The organism is Leisingera sp. ABM4_101, assembly GCF_056158725.1.
In genome coordinates, this window is the sequence record NZ_JBSWTV010000002.1 from 2,343,384 (window position 1) to 2,366,997 (window position 23,614).

Sequence of the window (23,614 nt, forward strand, 5' to 3'; positions counted from 1 at the left end):
TGCCCTGTCCTTGTTCTTGAAATTGGCGGTGCAGAGCCTCAGCTCACCTCATAGGGCAGAACCCCGCGCTGGTCGGTGTTGATGGTCAGCCGCCGCTCTAGCGGCGGCACCGAGCGCTGGTGGCAGTCCTTCCGCTCGCAGATCCGGCAGGAGATGCCGATTGGCTCATATGCGGCGCCGCTGCTCACATCCATTCCGTCCGCATAGACCAGCGCATCCGCATGGCGCACCTCGCACCCCAGCGCAATCGCATAGCGCCGCACCGGCGCGCCGAACGACCCGCCCGGTTTCGACACGTCGCGGGCCAGCGAGATATAGCGCACCCCGTCCGGTGTTTCCGCCAGCTGGCGCAGGAAGCGGCCCGGGGTCTCAAAAGCGCGGTGCACGTTCCACAAGGGGCAGGCGCCGCCGAACCGGGCAAACTGCAGCCGTGTGGCCGAATGCCGCTTGGTGATGGTGCCCGCCTGATCCACCCTTACAAAGAAGAACGGCACCCCCTTGGCGCCGGGCCGCTGCATGGTGGACAGCCGGTGCGCGATCTGCTCGATCGAGGCGCCAAAGCGGATCGCCAGCAGCTCCAGATCATGGCGGCAGGCCTGCGCCGCCTCCAGGAACCGCCCGTAAGGCATCAGCGCCGCGCCCGCGAAGTAATTGGCGAGGCCGATCTTGGCGATAGCGCGGGCTTCCTCGCTCTGGAATTTTGCAAAATCGAGGGTGGCTTCCAGCAAAGTGTTCTGCCGCAAAAGCGCCACCTGCAGCAGCATCTGAAAGAGCTGCGTTTGCGGGGCGGAGCGGTTTGACAAATGCAGCGCCTGCGCCTCCGCATCATAGTGGCGCAGCCCCTCCATCTCGGTCTGGCGCACGGTGATGCCGCCGCGCTCCAGCTCGGCAACGGCCGCGGCGCGGATGTCGCTTGTGGCTGCGAACCGCTCCGCCGCGTGGTCCACCGCGTCAATGTAGTTGTCGCAATAGTGGAAGAAATCGCGCACCTCTTCCCAGGGGCTGGCCTGAATACGCGCATCCTCCCGCCCCAGCGCCTCATCCAATGAGGCCAGCCGCTCATGGGTCTGCCGGTAAGCCCGGTGCAGCGCCAGAAAGGCCCGCGCCAGCGCAGGCGCATTCGACGCCGTCAGCCGCAGGTCCGCCAAGGGCGGCGCATCATCGGCAAACACCGGGTCTGCCATCGCCTCGCGCATGTCGCTGACCAGCCGCTCGCTGTCCCCAGCTGACAATTCGGTCACATCCATGCCGAATTCCTGCGCCAGCGCCAGCACCACAGTGGTCGACACCGGGCGGTTGTTGTTCTCCATCTGGTTCAGATAGGGCAGGGAGACGCCCAGCTTGGCAGCGAAATCCTTCTGCGTCAGCTCCAGCCGCTGCCGCATCTCGCGCAGCTTGGCGCCGGCGTAAAGTTTCTGGGTGGCCATGGGGGCGCCTTTGCAAATCCGGGTCTTGCGAATGGTATAAATGCAAACTGGTGTCTGCAAGCCCGCGCCGGCCTTTATGCGCCGATCTGCCGCTCCCGCAGTACCACCAGCAGGATTGCAATCAATCCGCAAACCCCGGTGCCGAACATGATCGCCAGCAGCGGCACCGCGGTGGAACCGGGTACCAGCAGCATCCCCGCAAAGGCGCTGAGCGCCGCGCCCGCGCCGATCATGATGGCGCCGCTAAGGCCTGATGCAGTGCCCGCCAGATGCGGCCGCACCGAGATCGCACCGGCTGTGGCATTGGGGATTGCCATGCCGTTGCCGACCCCGACAAAACACATGAGGCCAAAGAAGCTGTAGACCGTGTCAGCGCCCGCCAGCGCAATCAGCAGTGACAGCAGCACCCCGCCGCCATTGATGGCGCAGCCCCACAGCACCATCCGGTTGATGCCGATCCGGGTGGAATACCGCCCCGACAGGAAATTTCCTGCGAAATACCCGACTGCGGGGGCAGAGAAATACACCCCCAGCTCTGCTGTGCTCAGGCCATAGATCTCGGTGCCGACAAAAGGCGCGCCGCCGAGATAGGCAAAGAACGACCCGGAGGCGAGGCCGGAGGCCAGCGAATAGCCCCAGAACCGCGGCGAGCGCAGCAGCTCCGGATATTCGCGGAACTGGGCCATCAGGGTCTTGCCGCTCTTGCGGGCGGTTTCGCCAAAATCGCTGTAGGTGATGGCCAATGTGGCGGCGCCCACCAGGAACAGCAGCCAGAAATTGGCCTGCCAGCCCAGCCACTGATCCAGCACGCCGCCGATGGCCGGGCCGATCATCGGCACCACCGCCATGCCCATGGTCACATAACCGATCATGCTGGCGGCCTTGCCGGTGTCATACATGTCGCGCACCGCGGCGCGGCTCAGCACCATGGTGCCCGCCACCACCGTCTGCGCCACCCGGAACATCAGGAATATTTCCGCTGTCGGTGCGTAAATGCAGCCGAGCGTCGCCAGCAGGAACAGCGCGATGCTGGCCAGGATCACCGGCCGCCGCCCCATCTGGTCGGAAATCGGGCCGACAAAGATCTGCACCACCGCATTGCCCGCCAGATACAGCGCCACCGACAGCTGCATCACCCGGTAATCAACCGCATAATACTCTGCCATCCCCGCCAGCGACGGCAGATGCAGGTTCATGCCAAGCGCCGACAGCCCTGCCAGCAGGATCAGAGTGAAAATGCGCGGGGGCGTCCGCTGGCCAGAGGCCGGGGCATCATATGTGGACATACCATCTGCCTTAGAGCAGCCCGCCGCCCTTGTCTATCGCACATTCCGGGAGACCTCTATGTGCGGTGCTGGACGGCGGTTGCGGCTTCCTGGGTTTGCTGATTTTCAACTTTGCCAACCTCATATGCAAACGATTTGCAAATTTGCGAAAATGTCCTTTGGCTTCGCTGTAGCGCAATATATGGTCGCGGTGAAATCTACAGGGGACATGTGCCATGAAAGACATCCTTTCCGAGCTGGAAGACCGCCGCCAGGACGCGCGGCTGGGCGGCGGCCAGCGCCGCATCGACGCACAGCATGGGCGCGGCAAGCTGACAGCCCGCGAACGGATCGAACTTCTGCTGGACGAGGGCAGCTTTGAAGAGTTCGACATGTTCATCGCCCACCGCTGCACCGATTTCGGCATGGAGGACAACAAGCCGGCGGGCGACGGTGTTGTCACCGGCTGGGGCACCATCAACGGCCGCCAGGTCTATGTCTTCTCCCAGGACTTCACCGTGCTGGGCGGCTCGGTCTCTGCCACCCACGCCCAGAAGATCTGCAAGATCATGGATATGGCGGTGCAAAACGGCGCACCGGTCATTGGCATCAACGACTCCGGCGGTGCTCGGATCCAGGAAGGCGTCGACGCGCTGGCCGGCTACGCCGAGATTTTCCAGCGCAACATCATGGCGTCCGGCGTGATCCCGCAGATCTCTGTCATCATGGGCCCCTGCGCGGGCGGCGCGGTCTACAGCCCGGCGATGACCGACTTCATCTTCATGGTTAAGGACACCTCCTACATGTTCGTGACCGGCCCGGACGTGGTGAAAACCGTGACCAACGAGGTGGTGACGGCTGAAGAGCTGGGCGGTGCCTCCACCCACACCCGTAAATCCTCCGTGGCCGACGGCGCCTTTGAAAACGATGTGGAGGCGCTGGCCGAAGTCCGCCGCCTTGTCGACTTCCTGCCCCTCAATAACCGCGAAAAACCCCCGGTGCGCCCGTTCTTTGACGAGCCCGGCCGCATCGAGAGCAGCCTCGACACGCTGATCCCGGAAAACCCCAACAGCCCCTACGACATGAAGGAGCTGATCACCAAGGTGGCGGACGAGGGCGACTTCTACGAGATCCAGGAGGATTTCGCCAAGAACATCATCACCGGCTTCATCCGCCTCGAAGGCCAGACCGTGGGTGTCGTTGCCAACCAGCCGATGGTGCTGGCGGGCTGCCTCGACATCGACTCCAGCCGCAAGGCCGCCCGTTTCGTGCGTTTCTGCGACTGCTTTGAGATCCCGATCCTGACCTTCGTCGACGTGCCGGGCTTCCTGCCGGGCACCTCCCAGGAATACGGCGGTGTTATCAAACACGGCGCCAAGCTGCTGTTCGCCTATGGCGAAGCCACCGTGCCCAAGGTCACCGTGATCACCCGCAAGGCCTATGGCGGCGCCTATGACGTGATGGCCTCCAAGCACCTGCGCGGCGACTTCAACTATGCCTGGCCCACCGCCGAGATCGCGGTGATGGGCGCCAAGGGCGCCACCGAGATCATCCACCGCGCCGATCTGAACGATCCCGAAAAGATCGCCCAGAAAACCGCGGAGTATGAAGACCGTTTCGCCAACCCGTTTGTGGCGGCGGAACGCGGCTTCATCGACGAGGTGATCATGCCCCAGTCCACCCGCCGCCGGGTCAGCCGCGCCTTTGCCTCCCTGCGGGGCAAGCAGCTGAAAAACCCTTGGAAAAAGCACGACAACATTCCGCTGTAACGCGGATGTTTCAGCGGGGGCTGTCTGCCCCCGCACCCCCGAGAGTATTTTTCACCAGAAAGAAGAGGGCGCTTCGGTCTTGTCCCGCACCTCCTGGCATATCACCCGCACGGACAGCGCCCTGACGCTGTCGCGCCGCCTGCCTGCACGTTTCGACGTCGCGGCGGAGATGGTGCTGCCCGCCGCTGATCCCCTGCGGCTGGCGCATCAGATCCGCCAGGACATGTGGCGCAAACTGCAGTCGTTGCGCGGCTTCTCGCCAGTGGTGGAGATCACCGCCGCGGGGCAGGGGCTTCGGGTCCGGGCAGGCGGGCAGGTGGCCGGCCGGGTGCCCGCCAATGCCGCTGGGCTGATAGCGGAGGTGCTTGACCACCCCGGCAACCAGGCCCGCTGGCTGCGCCATGCCTGGCGGCGCAAGGGCAGACCGTGCCCCGAATTCGGTTCGAAAGCGAAGAATCCGCACAAAATTGCGGCAAAAATTGACATGGGGAGCGAATCAGTCTCATGATCCGCGTCAGCCGAAATCAGATAGCGCGCGCTTCTTGTGCTGCGCCTGCAGCCCCGGCCGGAGGAGCCCGGGAAACCGGGGGCCGGGGCTGCGGATTTCTGGCGGCACTCCCATTTTGCTTCTGTGCCCTCTCTGCTGCGGCAGCGGATGCGGTGGCGGTCCCTTCGGGCCAGTCCGTGACGCTGGCAGAGGTGCTCCTGGACGAGACCCCCGGACTTGCTGGTGAGACCTGGGCGCGGTTCCGCTTTGTGGCGCCGCAGATCGCCCGCGGCACCGGCACCGTCAGCTATGAGGCGGCGGCGCCAGACATGGACCATCTCTGCGAAACCCTGGCGCTGCCTTATCTGGCCGAACACGGGGTCAGCGCCGCCCGGGTGGTGATTTCGCTGTCGGACCGGTTGCTGCCCTTTGGTGCGCAGGACCCTGCCGCCACCCAGTTTTTCGAGGCCTACCGCCCTCAGGGCGCGGGCTGCATGTGGGAGGCTTTCTGATGTTTCCACAATATCTTGCGGCGTACAGTTCAGACCGGCGGATTCTTGCGGCATTGCAGCCACAACGCTGTCATTTGCCGCGATTCGCATGTGACACCGCTGCAAACCCCGCTATCCTTGGCGCGGGCAGCCAGAAGGCTGCCTTCACATTGAGGTTGAGGCACGCGGGCGGCGAGCCCCCCGCAGGTTTCGCAAATTTTATCAGGAGACAGCAATGTCCAAGAGCATCAAGCTTATCGCCATGGCCGGCCTGCTGGCCGCCGTTGCAGCCTGCGCCCAGCAGGAAGAAGAATTCGTCGTGGTCGAGCCCGAGCCGATCTCGCAAGAGCCGGAATTCACCGGCAAGCTCAAGTAACGACCATAAGGGTCCGGCCCTGCGGCCGGCCCTTTCCCGCCCGCAGGGTGCCGGACAGGAGGCACCCAAATGCTGAAACACCGCGGGTTCCCGGGCCGTATGCCCGGTACCGATTTCCAATTCACCATCCGCCGCCCCAACCCCAAAGGGGCAACGCCGCTGATCCGGCGCGAGCGCTTCCGCGACCGCAAGAATGTCGACAAACGTGTCGATACGGTCTTTATGCAGGCGCTGTGGGAGCAGTTCGGCGACCAGCCGTTTGAGCGCGGCAACCTGGACGCAGGCCGCCTCAGCTGGCTGTTCGGCCGAGAGGTGATCCCGGCCGAAGATCCCTTTGATCCTGAAAGCTACGAGGCGTTGCTGGTCATCAATGAGGCCGTTGCGCGCGCCTCTTTCCCGGACGCGTTCGAGTGATGGCGCGGCCCCGGATTTATAGCACGCAAATGGCACCGCGGATTGCTCCGCGATGCCTGCTGCTGCGTCCGGGGCGCCGCCTGACCGGTGCCGCGTCAGAAGTTCAGCTGCACCGCCAGCTGCACACGGTCGCCGTCAAACGTATTGCCGGAGATCGTGTCGTTGCGTTCGCCAAAGATGTATTCGGCGCTCAGCGTCAGATTGTCAGTCGGGCTGAAGAAGGCATTCACGTGAATGGTCTCCAGCTCGGTAAAGGACAGCGTGCCGGTCGAGGTCGGCAGATCGTAATCCTCGCGTCCGTAACCGATGCCGACATTCCACTTCTCGCCGATGTCCTGGCGGAATTCGAGCGTGTAGCCTTCCACATCGTTGGCCTGGCCGCCGACCACCGCATCGCCAAGACCGATCAGCAGCGGCCCCAGCGCCTCGCCGTCAACATAGGTGGCCTGGAACAGCCCGCCGTCCCAGGGGCGGATCGAGCCCGACAGTGTCACACCGGTCTGATCGACCTCCACGCCGCCGCTTTCGACGGTGCCCGCCAGGCCCGCAATCCGCGCGGTGAACAGATCATTGCTGTACTGGAAGGCCGCGGTGGCCACCGGATCGCTGGAGGCAGCAGTGTTTTCCTCCAGCGACAGGCTGTAGTCGAAGCCGTCGCCAAAGCTGTTGCTGTAGCGGATCTGCGGCACCCTGGCAAAGGCGATGCCGACAGGGCCGTTGAACTCGACGCTGGTGGGGTATTCGCCCAGCGGCATGAAGTTGGTCCAGTACTGGCCGACCAGCCAGTTTTCGCCAATCTGCACATTGGCATGGCGCAGCCGCAGCTCGGAAGTGCCGCCGGAGGCGAACAGGTCAAACTCCAGCTGGCCCTTCAGGGTGCCGATGCCGGTTTCGGTGGTGGTGCGGATGCCCAGGCGCGACTGGCGCACGGTGGCGCCAAACTCGCCGTCGGTGGCATTCACTGGCTCGCCGATGTTGTTGACAAAGGCAGTGTCGCCCTGGGTGAAATCGAAGTCGTAATAGAAATCGGCCTTGACGTAGCCGTAGATGTCGACCGCGGTATTGCCCAGCCGGAAATCGCCGGGGGCGCCGGTCACTTGCTGGTTTTCAGCCTCCAGGGCCGCGACGCGGTTGCGCAGGTCCTGCAGCTCGGACTGCGTGTCTGCCTGCGCCAGCCCGGCACTGCCGGCAAGCGCTGCGGCAGCCAGGGCAAAGCGCCCCGTTTGCACCTTGTTCATGGGGTTATCCCTCCTCCTTCAGTGGTGTGCGGCCACGCTTTCACGGACCGCAAACAGGGGGAAATGACATCAAGGGGAGCCGCCGTGATCTCCGGCGCCGGGAAATGTGACCAAAACTCACGGCCCCGTCCCACTGTTGTGACAGAGGCAGTCAAGCCTTTGGCGGTGCAGCAAAACCTGCCGCTGCAATCCGCCTGCCGCTCACGCGGGGGCCGCTGGGGCGCCAGGGCTGGCGCGGCTCCGCACCGGCTTCATAACGGATCTGTGACAGCGCCGCAGCGCAGCCGCGCCAGCTGCGGACGGCTGCCGCGGTATGTCGGCGTGAATTTGCACATGCCCCGCGCGATTTAGCAGGAATTTGCCCAAAACAACCGCCTTGCAGTTCAGGGGCTTACAGCGGCGCCGGGGGCGTGCATCGTAGGTCAAGCAGCGCAGCCACGCTGCAGTGCCGAGCATCTGTTCCGGCCCCTTCGCCTGAACGGGCAGGTACGCGACCCCATCCGCGGCCTGCCCGTCTTTTATCCCCTTCAGGCACTGGCGGAAGCTTGCCGCTTATCCCCCCCGATGCGGCAAGCCTCCGCCCAACTTTTCGCCTCGCAAACTGTGCCGTTGCCCTGCCGCGCCAAGCCTGCACATTCCGCAGGGACACTGACGTCCCCGGAAGAAGGAAACTGGACATGCGGGCAAAATCTCTTATCGCGGCGCTCTCGCTTTGCGGCCTCGTTGCGGCCTGCGGCGACACCACTGGCGAACGCATCGTTTACGGCGGCGGCGCCGGCGCGCTTGGCGCCGCGATCCTCGACGCCAACCTGGTCACCGGCGCAGCCGTCGGCGTGGCCGCAAACCTCGTCTATTGCGAGCAAAACCCCCGCAAGTGCTGAGGCCGCCGCCTCTGCACATCTGAACAGCCGCCCCTCGCGGGCTGCTTCTGACATCGCGCAAACGCCGCGTCCGGGTCTGCCCCGGGCGCGGCGTTTTGCATTCCGGAATGCCAAGGGCCAAGGGCCAGAATACAAAGGGACCGCCTATGTTTGATAAGATCCTGATCGCCAACCGCGGCGAGATCGCCTGCCGCGTGATCAAAACCGCGCGCAAGATGGGTATCAAAACCGTTGCCATCTACTCTGACGCCGACAAGCAGGCCCTGCATGTGCAAATGGCGGATGAGGCCGTCCACATCGGCCCGCCGCCTGCCAACCAGTCTTATATCGTCATCGACAAGGTGATGGAGGCAATCCGCCAGACCGGCGCGCAAGCCGTGCATCCGGGCTACGGCTTCCTGTCGGAAAACTCCAAATTCGCCGAGGCGCTCGAGGCCGAGGGCGTCGCCTTTGTCGGCCCCCCGAAAGGCGCGATTGAGGCGATGGGCGACAAGATCACCTCCAAGAAGATCGCCCAGGAGGCTGGTGTCTCCACCGTGCCGGGCTACATGGGGCTGATCGAGGACGCCGAGGAAGCCGTGCGCATCTCCAACCAGATCGGCTACCCGGTGATGATCAAGGCCTCCGCCGGCGGCGGCGGCAAGGGCATGCGGATCGCCTGGAACGATGAGGAAGCCCGCGAAGGTTTCCAGTCCTCCAAGAACGAGGCTGCGAACTCCTTTGGCGACGACCGGATCTTCATCGAGAAATTCGTCACCCAGCCGCGCCACATCGAAATCCAGGTGCTGTGTGACAAGCACGGCAACGGCATCTACCTGGGCGAGCGTGAATGCTCGATCCAGCGCCGCAACCAGAAAGTCGTGGAAGAGGCCCCGTCGCCGTTCCTCGACGAAGACACCCGCCGCGCCATGGGCGAGCAGGCGGTGGCGCTGGCCAAGGCTGTGGGCTATTCCTCTGCCGGCACTGTTGAATTCATCGTCGACGGCGACAAGAACTTCTACTTCCTGGAAATGAACACCCGCTTGCAGGTGGAGCACCCGGTCACCGAGCTGATCACCGGCGTCGACCTGGTCGAACAGATGATCCGCGTCGCAGATGGCGGCGAGCTGCCGCTGCGCCAGGAAGATGTGAAACTCACCGGCTGGGCTATTGAAAACCGTCTTTACGCCGAAGACCCGTACCGCAACTTCCTGCCCTCCATCGGCCGCCTGACCCGCTACCGCCCGCCGGCAGAGGTCGCCGCCGGCCCGATGGCTGAGAATGGCACCTGGCATGGCGACGCGCCCACCGGCGCATCGGCCGTACGCAATGACACTGGCGTCTATGAGGGCGGCGAGATCTCGATGTACTACGACCCGATGATCGCCAAGCTTTGCACCTGGGCTCCGACCCGCGGCGAGGCGATCGAGGCGATGCGCGTGGCGCTCGACAGCTTCGAGGTTGAGGGCATCGGCCACAACCTGCCGTTTGTTGCGGCGGTGATGGACCATCCGAAATTCGTCTCCGGCGACATGACCACCGCCTTCATCGCCGAGGAATACCCGGACGGTTTTGAAGGCGTGGAACTGCCCGAGGCCGACCTGCGCAAGATCGCGGCCTCCTGCGCCGCGATGCACAGGGTTGCCGAAATCCGCCGCACCCGCGTCTCGGGCCGGATGGACAACCACGAGCGCAAGGTGGGCACCGATTGGGTTGTCTCCCTGCAGGGTCAGTCCTTCAATGTGGTGATCGACGCCGACCGCGAAGGCGCCACCGTCAAATTCGACGACGGCAGCGAGTTGCGGGTGGCCTCCGATTGGACCCCGGGCGACCAGCTGGCCACGCTGGACGTGAACGGCGAAACCCTGGTGCTGAAGACCGGCAAGGTCACCCAGGGCTTCCGCATCCGCGCCCGCGGTGCCGACCTCAAGGTGCATGTGCGCACCCCACGGCAGGCGGAGCTGGCGCAGCTGATGCCGGAAAAACTGCCGCCGGACACCTCCAAGATGCTGCTCTGCCCGATGCCCGGCCTGATCGTGAAGGTGGACGTCGAAGTGGGGCAGGAGGTCCAGGAGGGCCAGGCGCTTTGCACCGTCGAGGCGATGAAGATGGAAAACATCCTGCGCGCCGAGAAGAAGGGCGTGGTCTCCAAGATCAACGCGGGCGCCGGCGACAGCCTGGCGGTCGACGACGTGATCATGGAATTCGAATAATGCACCTTGGGGCAGGCACATATGCAGACGGGCAGGCGGGTTTTCCCGCCCCCGCCGCCGTGCCTGCCCCGCAGGGTCCGGTGCCATGCACCGAATCTTCAGAATTTTCTGCGACACTGAGGCTGTTTGACGACCTCAAGGTGCCGCATGATCCGTCTCCTGACCTGTCTTTTGACCGCCCTGGCGCTGCTGTCTGCCTGCGCGCTCGACAAGGAAGAGGCGCTGCGCGCCCAACTTTCCACCTGGGTGGAACTGGGGGAGACGTTCTTTTTCCAATCCTCGATGAGCTGCACCGCCGCCGTGTTCCACACCGCGGAAAACCCGCGCATCACCTCGCTGGTGGACCGCGCGCGGTCTCTCAACACCGGCATGAAGATGCTGGAGGCCGGCAAACCGGTGATGTTTGCGGTGTCCGGCAAATCCCCCAACGCAGTGACGGAAGACATCATGTCCCGCGACCTGCCGCAGGGGCTGGGGGTGCTGAATTCGGGGCTGGCGGGCGTCAGCTGCATGTCGGATCTGGTCAAATCCGTCTATTACCAGGCGATCCGAAACCCCGCGTCCAATCTGGTCTTTGTGCCGGAAACCGGCGCGATGGTGGTTTTGGACAAGCAGGCGATGGCGCTGATCTACGTCCGCGGCAACGGCTGACCGCGACCGCCGGGCGGGCTCACCCGCCGCGCCGCTCTTCCACTTCGCGCAGGCGTTCCGGGAACTTGTCGATGGTGCGGGACAGCTCGCGTACCGTCCAGGGATGCGGCTTCCTGAGCTTGACGCCGCCGTCCTTGCCCACCAGCACCAGCATGAAACCGCGCGGCCGCAGCTTCTTGCGCAGGGCGGACTTGGCGGCCGGATCGGTATCGGTCAGCACCACCACATCGCGCGTCTTCAGCGCCTCGATGCCGTCCATCAGCCGTTCCATCTGCTCATGGAACCGCGGGTCCTCGGGACTGTCGGCAAATACCACCACCGGGCGGTGCGTCCACTGGAATTCCTCCAGTTCCACATCATACCCGGGCTGGATCAAATCGGGCGCGCTGCCGTCCGCCGCGGCAGCCGCAAGCGGCAGAAAACCTGCCAAAACAACGCTTAGGATTGCTCTCATGATCTCTCCTGTTGTGTTGAATATATGCGCGCAGCCGGTAAATGCGACTGTGAATTCCGCAGGTTGGACAAAAAACATCATCGTTAACGGGATAATGAGGGGTTGCCGGCCATGATCGTGCCATTCCCCTTGACCGGGCTGCGGCCTGCGGCCCTCCATCAGAGGTCCCGAAGCACGATGAAAGTGATCCTTCATACCGGCGCGCACCGCTGCGCAACGACGTCGTTCCAGGAATACATGCGCCAGAACGCGCACGAGCTTGCGAAACAGGGTATTGGCTTCTGGGGGCCTTTCCGCACCCGGAACGGGGTGTTCCACGGCATCCAGCCGGGGCCGGCCCCTGTCACCGGCCGCAATCTGGCGCAGCGCGCCCGCGGGCGGCTGCAGATCCAGCTCGGTAAATGCCAGGAGCAGGGCGTGCAGCAGCTGCTGATCAGCGAAGAAAACATGATCGGCACCATCCGCGGCAACCTGCGCCTCGGCGATCTCTACAGCGGTGTGGGGGAGCGGATGGCGCGCTTCTCCCAGGCCTTTGGCCGCACCGTCACCGATGTGGCGCTCAGCATCCGCAGCCTGGACAGCTACTGGACCTCGGCGCTGGCCTATGCGGTGGCGCGCGGCCACCGGGTGCCCAATGCCGCCAGCCTGGACCGGCTGGTGCGGGCGCCGCGCAGCTGGCGCGACGTGATCACCGACATCGCCGCCGCCATGCCGGAGGCGCGCCTGCATGTGCTGCCGTTTGAAACCTTCGGCTCCCGCCCGGAAACGCAGCTGGAGGCCCTGACCGGGGCGGCGGCGCCGCGCACCCACGCCCGGGTGCGCCTCAACGCCTCGCTCTGCCTGCAGGACATGCGCGCCAGCGTGCCGTCCTCGGTTGCGGCCAAACTGCCGGAGGGCACGGGCCGCTGGCGCCCCTTTGACGACACGCAGGCCGCAATCCTGCGGGAGGCTTATGCCGACGACATGATGTGGCTGGCAGGCGGCGCCGATGGCCTCGCTGCGCTGGTTCACGACCCGGATAAACTGGCGGCGGGCACGAACCCGCCCCGTATCGCACTGACAAGAGGAAGACCTGATGACAAACAAAGACGAATGGCGGGCTCTGGCTGAGAAAGAGCTGCGCGGACGGGCGGTTGACGACCTCAACTGGCAGACGCTGGAAGGCATCGAGGTTAAGCCGCTCTACACCGAAGACGACACCAAGGACCTGCCCCATATGGGCACGCTCCCCGGTTTCGGCCCCTTTACCCGCGGGGTGAAGGCCACCATGTACGCAGGCCGCCCCTGGACCATCCGCCAGTATGCGGGCTTCTCCACGGCGGAAGAATCCAACGCCTTTTACCGCCGCAACCTGGCCGCGGGCCAGCAGGGCGTCTCGGTCGCCTTCGACCTCGCCACCCACCGCGGCTATGACAGCGACCATCCGCGCGTGGTCGGCGATGTCGGCAAGGCGGGCGTTGCCATCGATTCAGTTGAGGACATGAAGATCCTGTTCGACGGCATCCCGCTCGACAAGGTCTCGGTCTCTATGACCATGAACGGCGCGGTGATCCCGGTGCTGGCCTCCTTCATCGTCGCAGGCGAGGAACAGGGCCACGACAAATCCCTGCTTGCGGGCACCATCCAGAATGACATTCTGAAGGAGTTCATGGTCCGCAACACCTATATCTATCCGCCGAAACCCTCGATGCGGATCATCTCGGACATTATTGAGTACACCTCGAACGAGATGCCTAAGTTCAACTCGATCTCGATCTCCGGCTACCACATGCAGGAGGCCGGCGCGAACCTGGTGCAGGAGCTGGCCTATACCATCGCGGACGGGCGCGAATACGTGCGTGCCGCCTTGGACGCAGGCATGGACGTGGACAAATTCGCAGGCCGCCTGAGCTTCTTCTTTGCGATCGGCATGAACTTCTTCATGGAGATCGCCAAGCTGCGCGCGGCCCGCACCCTGTGGCACCGGGTGATGACCGAGTTCGGCGCCAAATCCGAACGCTCCAAGATGCTGCGCACCCACTGCCAGACCTCCGGTGTGTCGCTGCAGGAGCAGGACCCCTACAACAACGTGATCCGCACCGCCTATGAGGCGATGTCGGCCGTGCTCGGCGGCACCCAAAGCCTGCACACCAACGCGCTGGACGAAGCCATCGCGCTGCCCACCGACTTCTCTGCCCGCATCGCCCGCAACACCCAGCTGGTGCTGCAGGAGGAAACCGGCGTCACCAACGTGGTCGATCCGCTTGCCGGTTCCTACTACATCGAAAGCCTGACCAACGACCTCATCGAAAAAGCCTGGGCGCTGATGGAAGAGGTTGAGGAGATGGGCGGCATGACCAAAGCCGTCGAGAGCGGCATGCCCAAGCTGCGCATCGAAGAAAGCGCTGCCCGCCGCCAGGCGATGATCGACCGCGGCGACGAGGTTGTGGTTGGGGTCAACAAGTACCGCAAGGACAAGGAAGACCCGATCGACATCCTGGATGTCGACAACCACGCGGTGCGCGACGCCCAGATCGCCCGCCTGCAAAAAATGCGCGAGACCCGCGACGAGGCCGCTTGCCAGGCAGCCCTCGATGAACTGACCCGCCGCGCCGCATCGGGCGAGGGCAACCTTCTTGAAGCCGCAGTCGAAGCCGCCCGCGCGCGGGCCTCAGTCGGAGAAATCTCCATGGCGATGGAAAAGGAATTCGGCCGCCACCGCGCGGAAGTCAAAACCCTGGCCGGCGTCTATGGCGCCGCGTACGAGGGCGACGAGGGCTTTGCCGCGATCCAGAAGTCGATCGAGGACTTCGCCGAGGAAGAAGGCCGCCGCCCGCGCCTGCTGGTGGTCAAGATGGGCCAGGACGGCCACGACCGCGGCGCCAAGGTGATCGCGACCGCCTTTGCCGACATCGGTTTCGACGTCGACGTGGGGCCGCTGTTCCAGACCCCGGCCGAGGCCGCCCAGGACGCCATCGACAACGACGTGCATGTGATCGGCATTTCGTCGCAGGCCGCGGGCCACAAAACCCTCGCGCCGCAGCTGGTCGAGGCGCTGAAAGCCGAAGGCGCAGGCGACATCATCGTGATCTGCGGCGGCGTCATTCCGCAGCAGGACTACGAGTTCCTGTACTCGAAGGGCGTCAAGGCCATCTTCGGCCCTGGCACCAACATCCCCGAGGCCGCCCAGGACATCCTGCGCCTGATCCGCGAAGCGCGCAGCTGAGCAAAGCAAGGGGGGCTGGCTGCCCCGCCGCCATTGGGCTTGACCCAATGGCGCCGCAAAAGAGCAGGGGGGCTGCCTGCCCCCCTGACCCCCTAGGGGTATTTTTGACCAGAAAGAAGCGGGAGTCTGAGCCGTTTACAACTGGCGCCAAAGGAATGGGGCTTGGTTTTTCCTTAGACCAAGTTTACTTCGCGAAACTCATAAGTGCCTGGCGTCACAGCTTCGATGGCCTCGCGGAAGACGTCGTCGCAAAACCATTCAGAAGTTTCTGCGTCGCGCAAAAGGTGACGATCAGAAAAGTGGTCTTTCCGAACAAATATTTTTTCGCCTAGGCACGGCGGCAGAAATCTCATGTTTCCAAATCTTGGGTTTTTGACAGGCCTCGTCTTCGTGAGCCGATTGTCCAGAAGTGCAGCGGTATTGAATACATTTGCAACGAAGTAAGGAACCGGAACCTCTTTATTGTCGTGTAAGGACCAGAAGTTTCGAATTGGAATGATCTCGCAATTACCTTCTGCAAAGTGCTGAAACACCTCACAAACGCCTTGGCGAGCAAAGGGAGCACCGGTGAAGTGAGCACTCTTGAGGCTCATAAACGTATCGGGCAGATTGTCATTGCGCGCGAAACTCAAAGCCCAATGCGCATCGATCTCATTCCTGATCTCAGTAGGTAGCTGGCCCAAGGGAGCCCTGTCTGCATCAGTGCAATACCAGAAATCCTTGCCCATACCCGACCCAGACAGGCGACGTTCCTTGGTTTCCGACCAGTCCACTCCGGCGGAAATAGCATCCAAACTGGTGCTCAAATGGTAGACTGTCATTAGAATTCTCTCACAAAAGAAGCGGGGTGCTAACGCCGGTAAACAGCAGTGATGCAGGTTTACCCTAATCCTAGTGCCTGCCCAATTAGAAGCTTCCCCTATTCCTTCTGCCGACAAATCCCGCCTTGCACCCCGCCGCTGTCCGGCTAGTCTCAGCCCGAAAAAGGGGAGGGCACATATGATACTCGATCACCTGGCCGTGGCAGGCGGAACACTGGAAGAGGCCGTTGCCCATACCGAAGACGCGCTGGGCATCACCCTCAGCCCGGGCGGCCAGCATGCGCGGTACGGTACCCATAACCGGCTGACCGGGCTGGAGGACGGGCTGTACCTTGAAGCCATCGCCATTGATCCCGAAGCCCAGCCGCAGGAGCAGCCGCGCTGGTTCAACTTGGACCGCTTCGCAGGCCCGGCCCGGCTGAACAATTGGATCCTGCGCAGCGGCAGCCTTGAGACAGAGAAACCCCTGCTGCCACCTCATGCGCAGCGCCGCGTGCAAATGCAGCGAGGGGATCTCAGCTGGCTGATGACCGTGCCTTCCGATGGGCTGCTGCCCTATGACAACATCTTTCCCGCCGTCCTGCAGTGGCAGGCAGAGCCGCCCGCAGGCAAGCTGCCGCAATCCGGCTGCCGCCTCAGCCGCCTGATCCTCAGCCACCCGGAAGCAACAGCTTTGCAGAAAGCACTGGACCGGATCATCCATGACCCGCGCATTGCGGTGGAGCAGGGCACGCCTGCAATGATGGCGGAGTTTGATACGCCGCACGGGCCAAGGCAGCTGCGATGATCATCCGCCCCGCAACCGAGGCCGACGCCGAAGCCGTTTGCGCCATCGCCAATTGGGTGATCCGCGATACGCTGGCGACCTTCAACACCACCCCGAAGACCCCTGAACAGGTGCGCCGGCAGATCGCAGCCGGCAACGGCGCCTATCTGGTGGCTGAAAAAGACGGCGGCATCCTTGGCCATGCGCATTTCTTCCCGTTCCGCTCCGGCCCCGGCTACCGTTTCACTGCGGAACACACTATCCACGTGCTGCCCGCCGCCCAGGGGCAGGGTGCCGGCCGCCGCCTGATGCAGGCACTCGAAGATAAAGCCAGGCAAGCGCAGATCCACGTGCTGATCGCCAGCGTCAGCAGCGCCAACCCCGCGGCAATCGCCTTTCACGCTGCCCTTGGATATGCGGAGACCGCCCGGATGCCGGAGCTTGGCTGCAAGAACGGCCGCTGGCTCGACACTGTTTTCATGCAGAAAATCCTGACGCCGGGTATTCCCGCCCCTGACAGTGCCGCCAATCCCGGATAGGCTGATACCATGTCACTTTGGACCCGCATATCCGACGCGCTGGCCGCGCTTGCCGCAGGCGAAAGCCTCACAGACGTCTTTGACAAGCTGCGCGCGCCGCCCGAACGCACCGTGGCCTTTGCCATCGCCGTCATCGCGCTTGGCGCCAAGATGGCCAAGGCCGACGGCCAGGTCACCCGCGACGAAGTCACCGCCTTCCGCGAGGTGTTCCAGATCGCCCGGGATGATGAGGCCGGCGCCGCGCGCGTCTTCAACATGGCGCGCACCGATGTTGCGGGCTACCAGGAATACGCCCGCCGCATCCAGGCCATGTTCGCCAATGACCCGACCACGCTGTGCGACCTGATGGAGGGGCTGTTTCACATCGCCATGGCGGATGGTTTCTACCACCCCGGCGAAAACGAGTTCCTGGAGGAGGTGAGCCGCATCTTCGGCCAAAGCCCGCAACAGTTCCAGGCCTTGCGCGCGCGATTTGTTCCCGATGCGCCCAAGGACCCCTACACCGTGCTGGGCGTCTCGCCTGAGATGACCCGCGACGAGATCCGCAAGCACTGGCGCAAACTGGTGCGCGACACCCACCCGGACGCGATGATCGCCCGCGGCGTGCCAGAGGAGGCGGTGCGGCTGGCAGAGAAGCGGATGATCGATATCAACCGCGCCTGGGATGAAATCAGCGGGTGCGGCAATGCGGCTGGCCACGTATAACATCGAATGGTTCGCCTATCTGTTCGATAAGGGCGACAGGCTGATGCTGGACGCCAAGCCCTCGGGCGTGCACGGGGTGGACCGCTACACGCAAGGCCGTGCCATCGCCCATGTGCTGCAACATATTGATGCGGATGCCATCTTGGTTGTCGAGGCGCCGAACACCGGGCGCAGCCAGCGCACCACCCGGGCGCTGGAAAACTTTGCGGCGGAGGCGGGCCTGCGCGCGCGTGAGGCGGTCAGCGGCTATCCGACAGACACCCACCAGGAAATTGCCTTGCTTTATGATCCGGACCGGCTGAACGCGGTGCATGACCCGCGGGCCAGCAAAACAGCGCCGAGGTTTGACGGGGTGTTCGAAATCGACCTCGACGTGGATGAGCGTCTGGACCAGGTCGTGTTTTCCAAGCCGCCGCTGGAACTGGCGGTCACAACCCGGGGCACCCCAGGCAAGGCAGGGACGGAACTGCGGCTGATCGGCGCCCATCTGAAATCCAAATCCCCGCATGGCGCCAAGACCCGCGATGAGATCACCGCAGTCTCCATTGCCAACCGGCGCAAGCAGCTGGCGCAGGCGATCTGGCTGCACCGGCGGGTGGCGGAGCATGTGCAGGCGGGTGAGCATGTGGCGGTGCTGGGCGATCTCAACGACGGCCCCGGCCTGGACGAATACGAAAAGCTGTTCGGCCAGTCCTCGGTTGAGATTGTCATGGGCGAATTGCTGAACGATCCCAATGCGCAAAGCCTTCTGCAGCCCCGCGCGGCCTCCTTGCCCAGCACCTCGCGGTTTTACAACCCGGAAACCAAACGCTATTTCCGGGCGCTGCTGGACTATGTGATGATCTCGCAGAGCCTGATGGCGCAGCGGCCGCAATGGCGCATCTGGCACCCGTTCGAGGATGCAGAATGTTATGCGGATGAGGAATTGCGCCAGGCGCTGCTGGACGCCTCCGACCATTTCCCGGTCACGCTGGATATCGCGCTGGACTGAGGGGGCAGGGGCCGCCAGGCCCAACCGGCAGCAGCCTGCACAGCGTCACCGGCGGCCAGGGCAATTTCATGCACTCCGGCTTGACAGATTTAGCTTCCCAACTTAGATGAACGCCGCACGAGGGGCGTGATGCCTCTTGCAATGGAGATTTTATGAAAGAGACCCGGGCCTAACGCCCGTTCCTGGCGAACCTCACAGGAACACCCGCAAAGATAGGCACACTCACGCGCTGACGCTGAGTGATCCTGTTTCTGTGCTTTCATAAAATCGAGACATCCCAATGAACATCTCAAAGCACGAGCAACGTGTTTTGCATGAACTCGCCCTGGGCGGCGAGATTAAATACGCGCGCGGCGACAACGGAAAAGTGCATTCTGTTCAGTGTTTTACACGCGACGGCTTTGTCCTCTCCGCCTGCACGATGGACGTGTTCAAGCGCCTGAAAGACAAGCGCTTCATCAAGTCGAAGAACGGCAGCCCCTATCGCATCACGCATTTAGGGAACCAATCCGTGCGCGCGCAAATGAACCAGCGGTAGGACAGAAGAAGATGACAGATAACACGTTCTCTATCCGCCCCTATCATACCGATGACACGGATGCGGTGATTGCCGTCTGGCAACAGGCCAACGCGCTCGCGCATCCGTTCCTCAGCCCGGACTTCGTGGCAGAGGTGCAGCAGGCCATGCGCAGCATCTACCTGCCCAATGCGGAAACCTGGGTGCTGGAGGAAGCAGGCACCGTCATCGGCTTTATTGCTCTCATTGGCAATGAAATCGGCGGCCTGTTCCTGGACCCGTCCCGGCACGGCAGGGGATACGGCAAGGCGCTGGTCGATCATGCGGTGGCCCTGAAAGGGCCGCTGAAGGTCGAGGTCTTTCGCGACAACACCATCGGGCGGCCATTCTATGAACGCTACGGCTTCGAATTTGCCGGCGAGGAGCTTCACGAACCCTCCGGGCAGGCGAGTTGGAAGATGACGATGCCCGGTGCCTGACCTCCCTTCAACAGGCCGTCCCTTGCGCGGGGCGGCCACGCCATTCATTCAAAGGAGACCTGAAATGAACCACAAAGAGAAAGAAACCATCATCGACGTTCACCGCCTTGCTTTCGGCCCGGAAGAAGGGCCGGAAATTGCAAAACTTGCGGAAAGCTTCCTTGATCACCCGGACACCATCTCGATCAGTGTCAGCCGCGATGGCAAGATCGCGGGCAACGTTCTGTTCACGCCGTTTTTTTTCCAGGAGCACCCCGGCACAAAATGCTGCCTGCTCGCACCCTGCGGCGTGTTGCCGGAGTATCAGGGCCATGGCGTGGGCAAGGAGCTGATGGAAACGAGCATCAGCCACCTCAGGTCCGCGGGGTTTGACGCAGTGTTCGTGTTGGGCGTCCCCACGTTCTATCCCCGCTACGGCTTTGTCCCGACGGACAAGCAGACGCCGTACCCGGATCTGCTGACCATGCCGGAATCCTGGATGGCACTGGAACTGACCGCCGGAACAGTCGCAAAGCTGAGCGGCAAGACAACGGCGATCCCTGAGTTCATGCAGCCAGCGATGTGGGACACCTCCGCGTACGGCTAAGCGCAGAAGCCCAGCCTCCGAACGCTGCAGGGCTTCATCCCCTGCAAAACGGCGGTGTGCCCCAACCGCGTTCCACAGAAGGCCGGTGCCAAATGCGCGCCGGCCTCACTTCTCCAGCTTGAACCGGCTTGGGTCGGGGTTCATCTTGTTGACCAGCTTCTTCGCCCGTTTCTCCAGATCCGCGTCCAGCTTCTTGGTTGCTTCATCGGTCTTGGCCTTAATGGCTTTCTTGTCGGGCTTCTTGTCCTTGGCTTCGGCCTTGGCATCCTTTTCGGCCTGCTCCTTGGCCTTCTTGCGCTCCTCATCGACCTTGGCCTTGGCCGCTTTGAACTTCTTGTTGAACAGGGATTTGTAGTTCGACTCGATTTCAGTGTTCCGCTTCAGCTTCTTGCCCTTTGCCAGGCCCTCAGTCAGGGCGACATAGTTCGCATAGTTCTCCACACAGGCCTTGACCTCTGCATCGCTGCGACCGGGGCGGGTGTTCTTGACTACATCCGCCTTGCCAACGCCCCCCTTCACGGCCTTGCGCGGCAGTTCCACATGCCAGGGATCATCCGGTGCCAGGTCCGGCTTTTTGCCGCCCCAGTTTGCCAGCTTGGCGCTTTTGACGGCATCGGACCATTCCTTGGCAAAATCCGCATAGGACATGATCCCCCAAATCTCTTTCTTCTCGTCGAGATGATCGGCGTGGGAATACTTCGCTGGGAAATACGTCAGCAGGTTGGTCTTCTTGTGCGGCACGGTTTTCGACTTGCCGGCCCGGGTCGCCGTGACCGGAACATGGATCGCAGCGCGCCGCATATGGGCCGAGGAGCAGGTGCTGGACCAGCCCTTGATCGCGTAATAGGCCTGCTCACTGGCGGTTCTGAGCCCGCTGCTTTCGACATTGCCGCTGATGGCTGCGCTGAAACTTGGAATGCGCTTTTCCAGCTCCGCTTTTTTCTTGGCCAGTTCCTTGGCGTCCGGCTTGCCGCCCTTGGCCTCTTTCTTGGCCTTCTTCTCCAGCTCGGCCGTGGCCTGTTTCACCGCCTCTTTCCTGGCTTTGGTAAAGGCTGCGTTCAGCTTTGGAACCAGCTTGCCGGCCCGCTCGCGCACGGTTTTGGCCAGCTCATCGGTCAGCTTCTTGGTATCGTCTTTCTTGTCCGCTGCCTTGGCTTCGGTCTTTGGAGCACCCATCGTGACTCGCCTCCTGATCTGACGATCCCCGGCAGAGGTTTGCGTCAAACAGGGTAGTTGCCGCCCCCATAGGCAGGCAACAATAATGTTGCGCCGCGGTCGCAGTCTTCCCCTGTTACACCCCGCTTCAGCCCCCTATATTGGCCCCATGAAACAGATCCTTCTGCCCGCCGCCCTCATTGCCATTCTGTCCGCGCCGCTTTCCGCCCAGGAAGCGGGAGAGGAGGGTAATGGCTCTTCGCTGATGGAGCGCGGGGCGGAGCTGTTCTGGGAAGGCCTGCGCCAGGAAATGGCGCCTGCGCTTGAGGACCTGCAGGGCATGATGGAGGAGATCGGCCCCTCGATGGGCGCTTTCCTGGCCGAGATGGGCCCTGCACTGGCGGATATTGCCGAACAGGTGGAGGACTGGAGCGCCTATGAGCTGCCGGAAATCCTGCCCAACGGCGATATCATCATCCGCAAGAAGCCCAAGGAAAACGCGCCCGCCAAGGAAGACAAGAGCGGCGAAGAGGGCGTCACCGAAATCTGACGCCACCCGGCGGGGGCGCCGGTCAGCGGGCGGACCTATGGTCTCAGCTTGCTTCGCCCCCGGCTTCCGGCGCGGGCTTGACAAAGCGCAGGTCGATCTCCGCATCCAGTGCCTTGGCCAGCGACTTCAGCCGCAATTCCGCCACTTCGCCATACAGAGGCCGCGCCGCGTCCGGCAGGTCCACATGCAGCACCCGTTTGCGCGGCTGCCAGCGCAATGACCCGATCTCGCCGCTGCTGGTGACCATCAGCATGGCGCCAAAGCGCATCGCCTTGCCCAGCACCTCGGCCTCATGCTGGCCTTTTTCCTCCAAAAGGCCATAGAGATACTCGAAACTGCTGCCGTTCCGCTTGTTGCTGTAGCGGTGCAAAAGCGCCAGCCCCAGGAACACCCGTTCGGAATGTTTGAGCCCGCCCAGGTTGGCGCGGGTGGCGTTGTCGAAACAGACCTCTGCCCGGTAGTCGGGATGCGCCCGCCAGCTGACGTCATGCAGCAGGCAGGCCGCCTTGACCAGCCGCCGCTTGCTGTGTTTGGCGCCGCTGAAAAGCGGGCTCACAAAATCATACAACGTTTTGCCAAAGCCGGGTACGCGGGCGTCCTTCATCTCGGCAAAACGCGACGCCTCGACCAGCGGGTCGCGGGCGCGCAGCCGCTGCGGCATCTGCTCATACAAGAGCCCCTCGCGGATGCCATAGCTGGAGACCGCGATGTCCTTGGGCTTGAAGGTATGGATAAGCCGGGTCAGCACGTCGATCGCATAGGGCACCAGCGACATCCGGCTGGAGGAGATGCCGCAGGCCTCGCGCAGCTTGGCCAAGTCGTGTTTTTCGATGTATTTCGCGGTTTCGCGCAGGTCGCTGGCGCTCATCCGGTATTCGTGCAGCACCTTCAGCGGATAGCCGCGGCGGTGCATGTCGATGCGGGCAATGGCGCGCCAGCTGCCGCCGACCAGGAACAGCCGGTCGCGCTGCGCGCCCATTTCGCCGCGCAGCTTCTCTATTACCTCTTTGATATAGGCCTTGCGCCCCTTGCGCCCGCCCTTGATGTCGCGCAGCTTCAGCGGCCCCAGCGGCGACGTCACCCGGCGGCCGACAGAATTTTCCTGGATCTCCGCCAGCTCCATTGACGAGCCGCCGATATCGCAGACCAGCCCGTAGGCGCCGGGCCAGCCCAGAAGCACGCCCTGGGCGGAAAGCCGCGCCTCTTCGCGCCCGTCGATTACATGGATCTTCAGCCCGGTCTCGCGCAGCACCTCGGCGCAGAACTCCGGCCCGTCCTTGGCGTCGCGCACCGCGGCGGTGGCAACGGCAGAGAGCGGCGGCAGCCCCATGCCCTGGGCCAGATGCTGGAACCGGCGCAGGGCCGACAGCGCGCGGGCGCGCCCCTCCGGGTTCAGGCGGCCAGATTCCGACAGGCCGGCCCCCAGCGCGCACATGATCTTTTCGTTGTAGAAGTAGGCCGGGCTGCGGGCGGCACCGTCGAACACCACCAGGCGGACCGAGTTGGAGCCGACATCGACCACCCCCACCCGCGACAGCGCCCGGGCCTTGGGGTCATCAAAGATCGGACGCCCGAAGGGGCCCCAATCAGTTGCGGCGGCGGTGGCAGCGGCGGCGGGGTCCTGGGACAGGTTCATGAGGGCTCCGTCTTGCGAT

Annotated in this window: 25 protein-coding genes; 18 read left to right on the forward strand and 7 right to left on the reverse strand. The window is 63.4% G+C overall.

Features of this window, described 5'->3' with window-relative positions:
* Positions 1–38 precede the first annotated feature (38 nt).
* A complete protein-coding gene (locus ACXAEK_RS12520) occupies positions 39–1,427 on the reverse strand; it encodes a helix-turn-helix domain-containing protein (RefSeq protein ID WP_475042339.1) in 1,389 nt (462 codons plus the stop codon).
* Positions 1,428–1,501: 74 nt separating this feature from the next.
* Positions 1,502–2,713 (reverse strand): multidrug effflux MFS transporter, encoded by a 1,212-nt coding sequence (locus ACXAEK_RS12525; RefSeq protein ID WP_475042340.1) that lies wholly within the window; start codon positions 2,711–2,713, stop codon positions 1,502–1,504.
* A 215-nt stretch (positions 2,714–2,928) separates the two neighbouring features.
* Between ACXAEK_RS12525 and ACXAEK_RS12530 the strand changes: the two genes are divergently transcribed.
* From ACXAEK_RS12530 to ACXAEK_RS12550, 5 genes are all read left to right on the forward strand, one after another.
* A complete protein-coding gene (locus ACXAEK_RS12530) occupies positions 2,929–4,461 on the forward strand; it encodes an acyl-CoA carboxylase subunit beta (protein WP_475042342.1) in 1,533 nt (510 codons plus the stop codon).
* A gap of 79 nt (positions 4,462–4,540) precedes the next feature.
* Positions 4,541–4,969 carry a hypothetical protein gene (locus ACXAEK_RS12535; RefSeq protein ID WP_475042343.1) on the forward strand — a complete coding sequence of 143 codons (429 nt, stop codon included), beginning with the start codon at positions 4,541–4,543 and terminating at the stop codon, positions 4,967–4,969.
* A gap of 98 nt (positions 4,970–5,067) precedes the next feature.
* Positions 5,068–5,460: a DUF6497 family protein gene (locus tag ACXAEK_RS12540; protein WP_475045265.1), complete on the forward strand. Its 393-nt coding sequence runs from the start codon at positions 5,068–5,070 to the stop codon at positions 5,458–5,460.
* Between the two features lie 214 nt (positions 5,461–5,674).
* A complete protein-coding gene (locus ACXAEK_RS12545) occupies positions 5,675–5,815 on the forward strand; it encodes a hypothetical protein (RefSeq protein WP_475042344.1) in 141 nt (46 codons plus the stop codon).
* A 69-nt stretch (positions 5,816–5,884) separates the two neighbouring features.
* A complete protein-coding gene (locus tag ACXAEK_RS12550; protein WP_475042345.1) occupies positions 5,885–6,229 on the forward strand; it encodes a hypothetical protein in 345 nt (114 codons plus the stop codon).
* Positions 6,230–6,324: 95 nt separating this feature from the next.
* Here ACXAEK_RS12550 and ACXAEK_RS12555 read toward each other — a convergent pair whose 3' ends face one another.
* On the reverse strand, positions 6,325–7,467 hold the full coding sequence (locus ACXAEK_RS12555; RefSeq protein ID WP_475042347.1) for a DcaP family trimeric outer membrane transporter: 1,143 nt from the start codon (positions 7,465–7,467) through the stop codon (positions 6,325–6,327).
* 677 nt (positions 7,468–8,144) lie between these two features.
* Between ACXAEK_RS12555 and ACXAEK_RS12560 the strand changes: the two genes are divergently transcribed.
* The 3 genes from ACXAEK_RS12560 to ACXAEK_RS12570 all read left to right on the forward strand — a co-directional run bounded on the left by ACXAEK_RS12560 (position 8,145) and on the right by ACXAEK_RS12570 (position 11,191).
* Positions 8,145–8,348 (forward strand): hypothetical protein, encoded by a 204-nt coding sequence (locus tag ACXAEK_RS12560; protein WP_475042348.1) that lies wholly within the window; start codon positions 8,145–8,147, stop codon positions 8,346–8,348.
* 146 nt (positions 8,349–8,494) lie between these two features.
* Positions 8,495–10,540, forward strand: a complete 2,046-nt coding sequence (locus tag ACXAEK_RS12565; RefSeq protein WP_475042349.1) for an acetyl-CoA carboxylase biotin carboxylase subunit — start codon at positions 8,495–8,497, stop codon at positions 10,538–10,540.
* Between the two features lie 147 nt (positions 10,541–10,687).
* Positions 10,688–11,191 carry a hypothetical protein gene (locus ACXAEK_RS12570; protein ID WP_475042350.1) on the forward strand — a complete coding sequence of 168 codons (504 nt, stop codon included), beginning with the start codon at positions 10,688–10,690 and terminating at the stop codon, positions 11,189–11,191.
* A gap of 19 nt (positions 11,192–11,210) precedes the next feature.
* On the opposite strand, the gene ACXAEK_RS12575 is transcribed toward ACXAEK_RS12570, so the two are convergent.
* Positions 11,211–11,645, reverse strand: a complete 435-nt coding sequence (locus ACXAEK_RS12575; RefSeq protein ID WP_475042352.1) for a DUF4174 domain-containing protein — start codon at positions 11,643–11,645, stop codon at positions 11,211–11,213.
* 177 nt (positions 11,646–11,822) lie between these two features.
* Here ACXAEK_RS12575 and ACXAEK_RS12580 point away from each other — a divergent pair, with 177 nt between their 5' ends.
* Positions 11,823–12,755: a hypothetical protein gene (locus tag ACXAEK_RS12580; RefSeq protein WP_475042354.1), complete on the forward strand. Its 933-nt coding sequence runs from the start codon at positions 11,823–11,825 to the stop codon at positions 12,753–12,755.
* Positions 12,721–14,850 (forward strand): methylmalonyl-CoA mutase, encoded by a 2,130-nt coding sequence (gene scpA / locus ACXAEK_RS12585; RefSeq protein WP_475042355.1) that lies wholly within the window; start codon positions 12,721–12,723, stop codon positions 14,848–14,850. The genes ACXAEK_RS12580 and scpA overlap by 35 nt, the downstream gene beginning before the upstream one ends.
* Positions 14,851–15,023: 173 nt before the next feature.
* On the opposite strand, the gene ACXAEK_RS12590 is transcribed toward scpA, so the two are convergent.
* Positions 15,024–15,671 (reverse strand): imm11 family protein, encoded by a 648-nt coding sequence (locus tag ACXAEK_RS12590; RefSeq protein WP_475042356.1) that lies wholly within the window; start codon positions 15,669–15,671, stop codon positions 15,024–15,026.
* Between the two features lie 178 nt (positions 15,672–15,849).
* Between ACXAEK_RS12590 and ACXAEK_RS12595 the strand changes: the two genes are divergently transcribed.
* From ACXAEK_RS12595 to ACXAEK_RS12625, 7 genes are all read left to right on the forward strand, one after another.
* Complete coding sequence (locus tag ACXAEK_RS12595; protein ID WP_475042358.1) at positions 15,850–16,458, forward strand: VOC family protein; 609 nt, start codon at positions 15,850–15,852, stop codon at positions 16,456–16,458.
* Positions 16,455–16,976, forward strand: coding sequence for an N-acetyltransferase family protein (locus tag ACXAEK_RS12600; protein ID WP_475042359.1), 522 nt, complete (start codon positions 16,455–16,457; stop codon positions 16,974–16,976). Before ACXAEK_RS12595 ends, ACXAEK_RS12600 begins: the two co-directional genes overlap by 4 nt.
* 9 nt (positions 16,977–16,985) lie before the next feature.
* Positions 16,986–17,681, forward strand: coding sequence for a TerB family tellurite resistance protein (locus tag ACXAEK_RS12605; RefSeq protein ID WP_475042360.1), 696 nt, complete (start codon positions 16,986–16,988; stop codon positions 17,679–17,681).
* Positions 17,662–18,672 carry an endonuclease/exonuclease/phosphatase family protein gene (locus ACXAEK_RS12610; RefSeq protein ID WP_475042362.1) on the forward strand — a complete coding sequence of 337 codons (1,011 nt, stop codon included), beginning with the start codon at positions 17,662–17,664 and terminating at the stop codon, positions 18,670–18,672. Before ACXAEK_RS12605 ends, ACXAEK_RS12610 begins: the two co-directional genes overlap by 20 nt.
* A gap of 280 nt (positions 18,673–18,952) precedes the next feature.
* Positions 18,953–19,210, forward strand: a complete 258-nt coding sequence (locus ACXAEK_RS12615) for a YjhX family toxin (RefSeq protein WP_039169547.1) — start codon at positions 18,953–18,955, stop codon at positions 19,208–19,210.
* Between the two features lie 11 nt (positions 19,211–19,221).
* Positions 19,222–19,668, forward strand: a complete 447-nt coding sequence (locus ACXAEK_RS12620; protein WP_475042363.1) for a GNAT family N-acetyltransferase — start codon at positions 19,222–19,224, stop codon at positions 19,666–19,668.
* 64 nt (positions 19,669–19,732) lie between these two features.
* Positions 19,733–20,254, forward strand: coding sequence for a GNAT family N-acetyltransferase (locus ACXAEK_RS12625; protein WP_475042365.1), 522 nt, complete (start codon positions 19,733–19,735; stop codon positions 20,252–20,254).
* Positions 20,255–20,359: 105 nt separating this feature from the next.
* Here ACXAEK_RS12625 and ACXAEK_RS12630 read toward each other — a convergent pair whose 3' ends face one another.
* On the reverse strand, positions 20,360–21,430 hold the full coding sequence (locus ACXAEK_RS12630; RefSeq protein ID WP_475042366.1) for a hypothetical protein: 1,071 nt from the start codon (positions 21,428–21,430) through the stop codon (positions 20,360–20,362).
* A 148-nt stretch (positions 21,431–21,578) separates the two neighbouring features.
* Here ACXAEK_RS12630 and ACXAEK_RS12635 point away from each other — a divergent pair, with 148 nt between their 5' ends.
* A complete protein-coding gene (locus ACXAEK_RS12635; protein WP_475042368.1) occupies positions 21,579–21,959 on the forward strand; it encodes a hypothetical protein in 381 nt (126 codons plus the stop codon).
* Positions 21,960–22,002: 43 nt separating this feature from the next.
* Here the strand turns inward: ACXAEK_RS12635 and ACXAEK_RS12640 are convergent, their stop codons facing one another.
* Entirely contained in the window at positions 22,003–23,595 is a 1,593-nt protein-coding gene (locus tag ACXAEK_RS12640; RefSeq protein WP_475042370.1) for a Ppx/GppA family phosphatase, read from the reverse strand.
* Positions 23,596–23,614 lie beyond the last annotated feature (19 nt).

Coding starts and splice junctions, on each gene's coding strand:
- ACXAEK_RS12525 (WP_475042340.1), bottom strand. CDS start 2,713: ATGTCCACATATGATGCCCCGGCCTCTGGCCAGCGGACGCCCCCGCGC.
- ACXAEK_RS12580 (WP_475042354.1), top strand. CDS start 11,823: ATGAAAGTGATCCTTCATACCGGCGCGCACCGCTGCGCAACGACGTCG.
- ACXAEK_RS12640 (WP_475042370.1), bottom strand. CDS start 23,595: ATGAACCTGTCCCAGGACCCCGCCGCCGCTGCCACCGCCGCCGCAACT.
- ACXAEK_RS12630 (WP_475042366.1), bottom strand. CDS start 21,430: ATGGGTGCTCCAAAGACCGAAGCCAAGGCAGCGGACAAGAAAGACGAT.
- ACXAEK_RS12570 (WP_475042350.1), top strand. CDS start 10,688: ATGATCCGTCTCCTGACCTGTCTTTTGACCGCCCTGGCGCTGCTGTCT.
- ACXAEK_RS12590 (WP_475042356.1), bottom strand. CDS start 15,671: ATGACAGTCTACCATTTGAGCACCAGTTTGGATGCTATTTCCGCCGGA.
- ACXAEK_RS12605 (WP_475042360.1), top strand. CDS start 16,986: ATGTCACTTTGGACCCGCATATCCGACGCGCTGGCCGCGCTTGCCGCA.
- ACXAEK_RS12520 (WP_475042339.1), bottom strand. CDS start 1,427: ATGGCCACCCAGAAACTTTACGCCGGCGCCAAGCTGCGCGAGATGCGG.
- ACXAEK_RS12545 (WP_475042344.1), top strand. CDS start 5,675: ATGTCCAAGAGCATCAAGCTTATCGCCATGGCCGGCCTGCTGGCCGCC.
- ACXAEK_RS12615 (WP_039169547.1), top strand. CDS start 18,953: ATGAACATCTCAAAGCACGAGCAACGTGTTTTGCATGAACTCGCCCTG.
- ACXAEK_RS12555 (WP_475042347.1), bottom strand. CDS start 7,467: ATGAACAAGGTGCAAACGGGGCGCTTTGCCCTGGCTGCCGCAGCGCTT.
- ACXAEK_RS12600 (WP_475042359.1), top strand. CDS start 16,455: ATGATCATCCGCCCCGCAACCGAGGCCGACGCCGAAGCCGTTTGCGCC.
- ACXAEK_RS12530 (WP_475042342.1), top strand. CDS start 2,929: ATGAAAGACATCCTTTCCGAGCTGGAAGACCGCCGCCAGGACGCGCGG.
- scpA (WP_475042355.1), top strand. CDS start 12,721: ATGACAAACAAAGACGAATGGCGGGCTCTGGCTGAGAAAGAGCTGCGC.
- ACXAEK_RS12625 (WP_475042365.1), top strand. CDS start 19,733: ATGAACCACAAAGAGAAAGAAACCATCATCGACGTTCACCGCCTTGCT.
- ACXAEK_RS12560 (WP_475042348.1), top strand. CDS start 8,145: ATGCGGGCAAAATCTCTTATCGCGGCGCTCTCGCTTTGCGGCCTCGTT.
- ACXAEK_RS12620 (WP_475042363.1), top strand. CDS start 19,222: ATGACAGATAACACGTTCTCTATCCGCCCCTATCATACCGATGACACG.
- ACXAEK_RS12565 (WP_475042349.1), top strand. CDS start 8,495: ATGTTTGATAAGATCCTGATCGCCAACCGCGGCGAGATCGCCTGCCGC.
- ACXAEK_RS12550 (WP_475042345.1), top strand. CDS start 5,885: ATGCTGAAACACCGCGGGTTCCCGGGCCGTATGCCCGGTACCGATTTC.
- ACXAEK_RS12635 (WP_475042368.1), top strand. CDS start 21,579: ATGAAACAGATCCTTCTGCCCGCCGCCCTCATTGCCATTCTGTCCGCG.
- ACXAEK_RS12595 (WP_475042358.1), top strand. CDS start 15,850: ATGATACTCGATCACCTGGCCGTGGCAGGCGGAACACTGGAAGAGGCC.
- ACXAEK_RS12575 (WP_475042352.1), bottom strand. CDS start 11,645: ATGAGAGCAATCCTAAGCGTTGTTTTGGCAGGTTTTCTGCCGCTTGCG.
- ACXAEK_RS12610 (WP_475042362.1), top strand. CDS start 17,662: ATGCGGCTGGCCACGTATAACATCGAATGGTTCGCCTATCTGTTCGAT.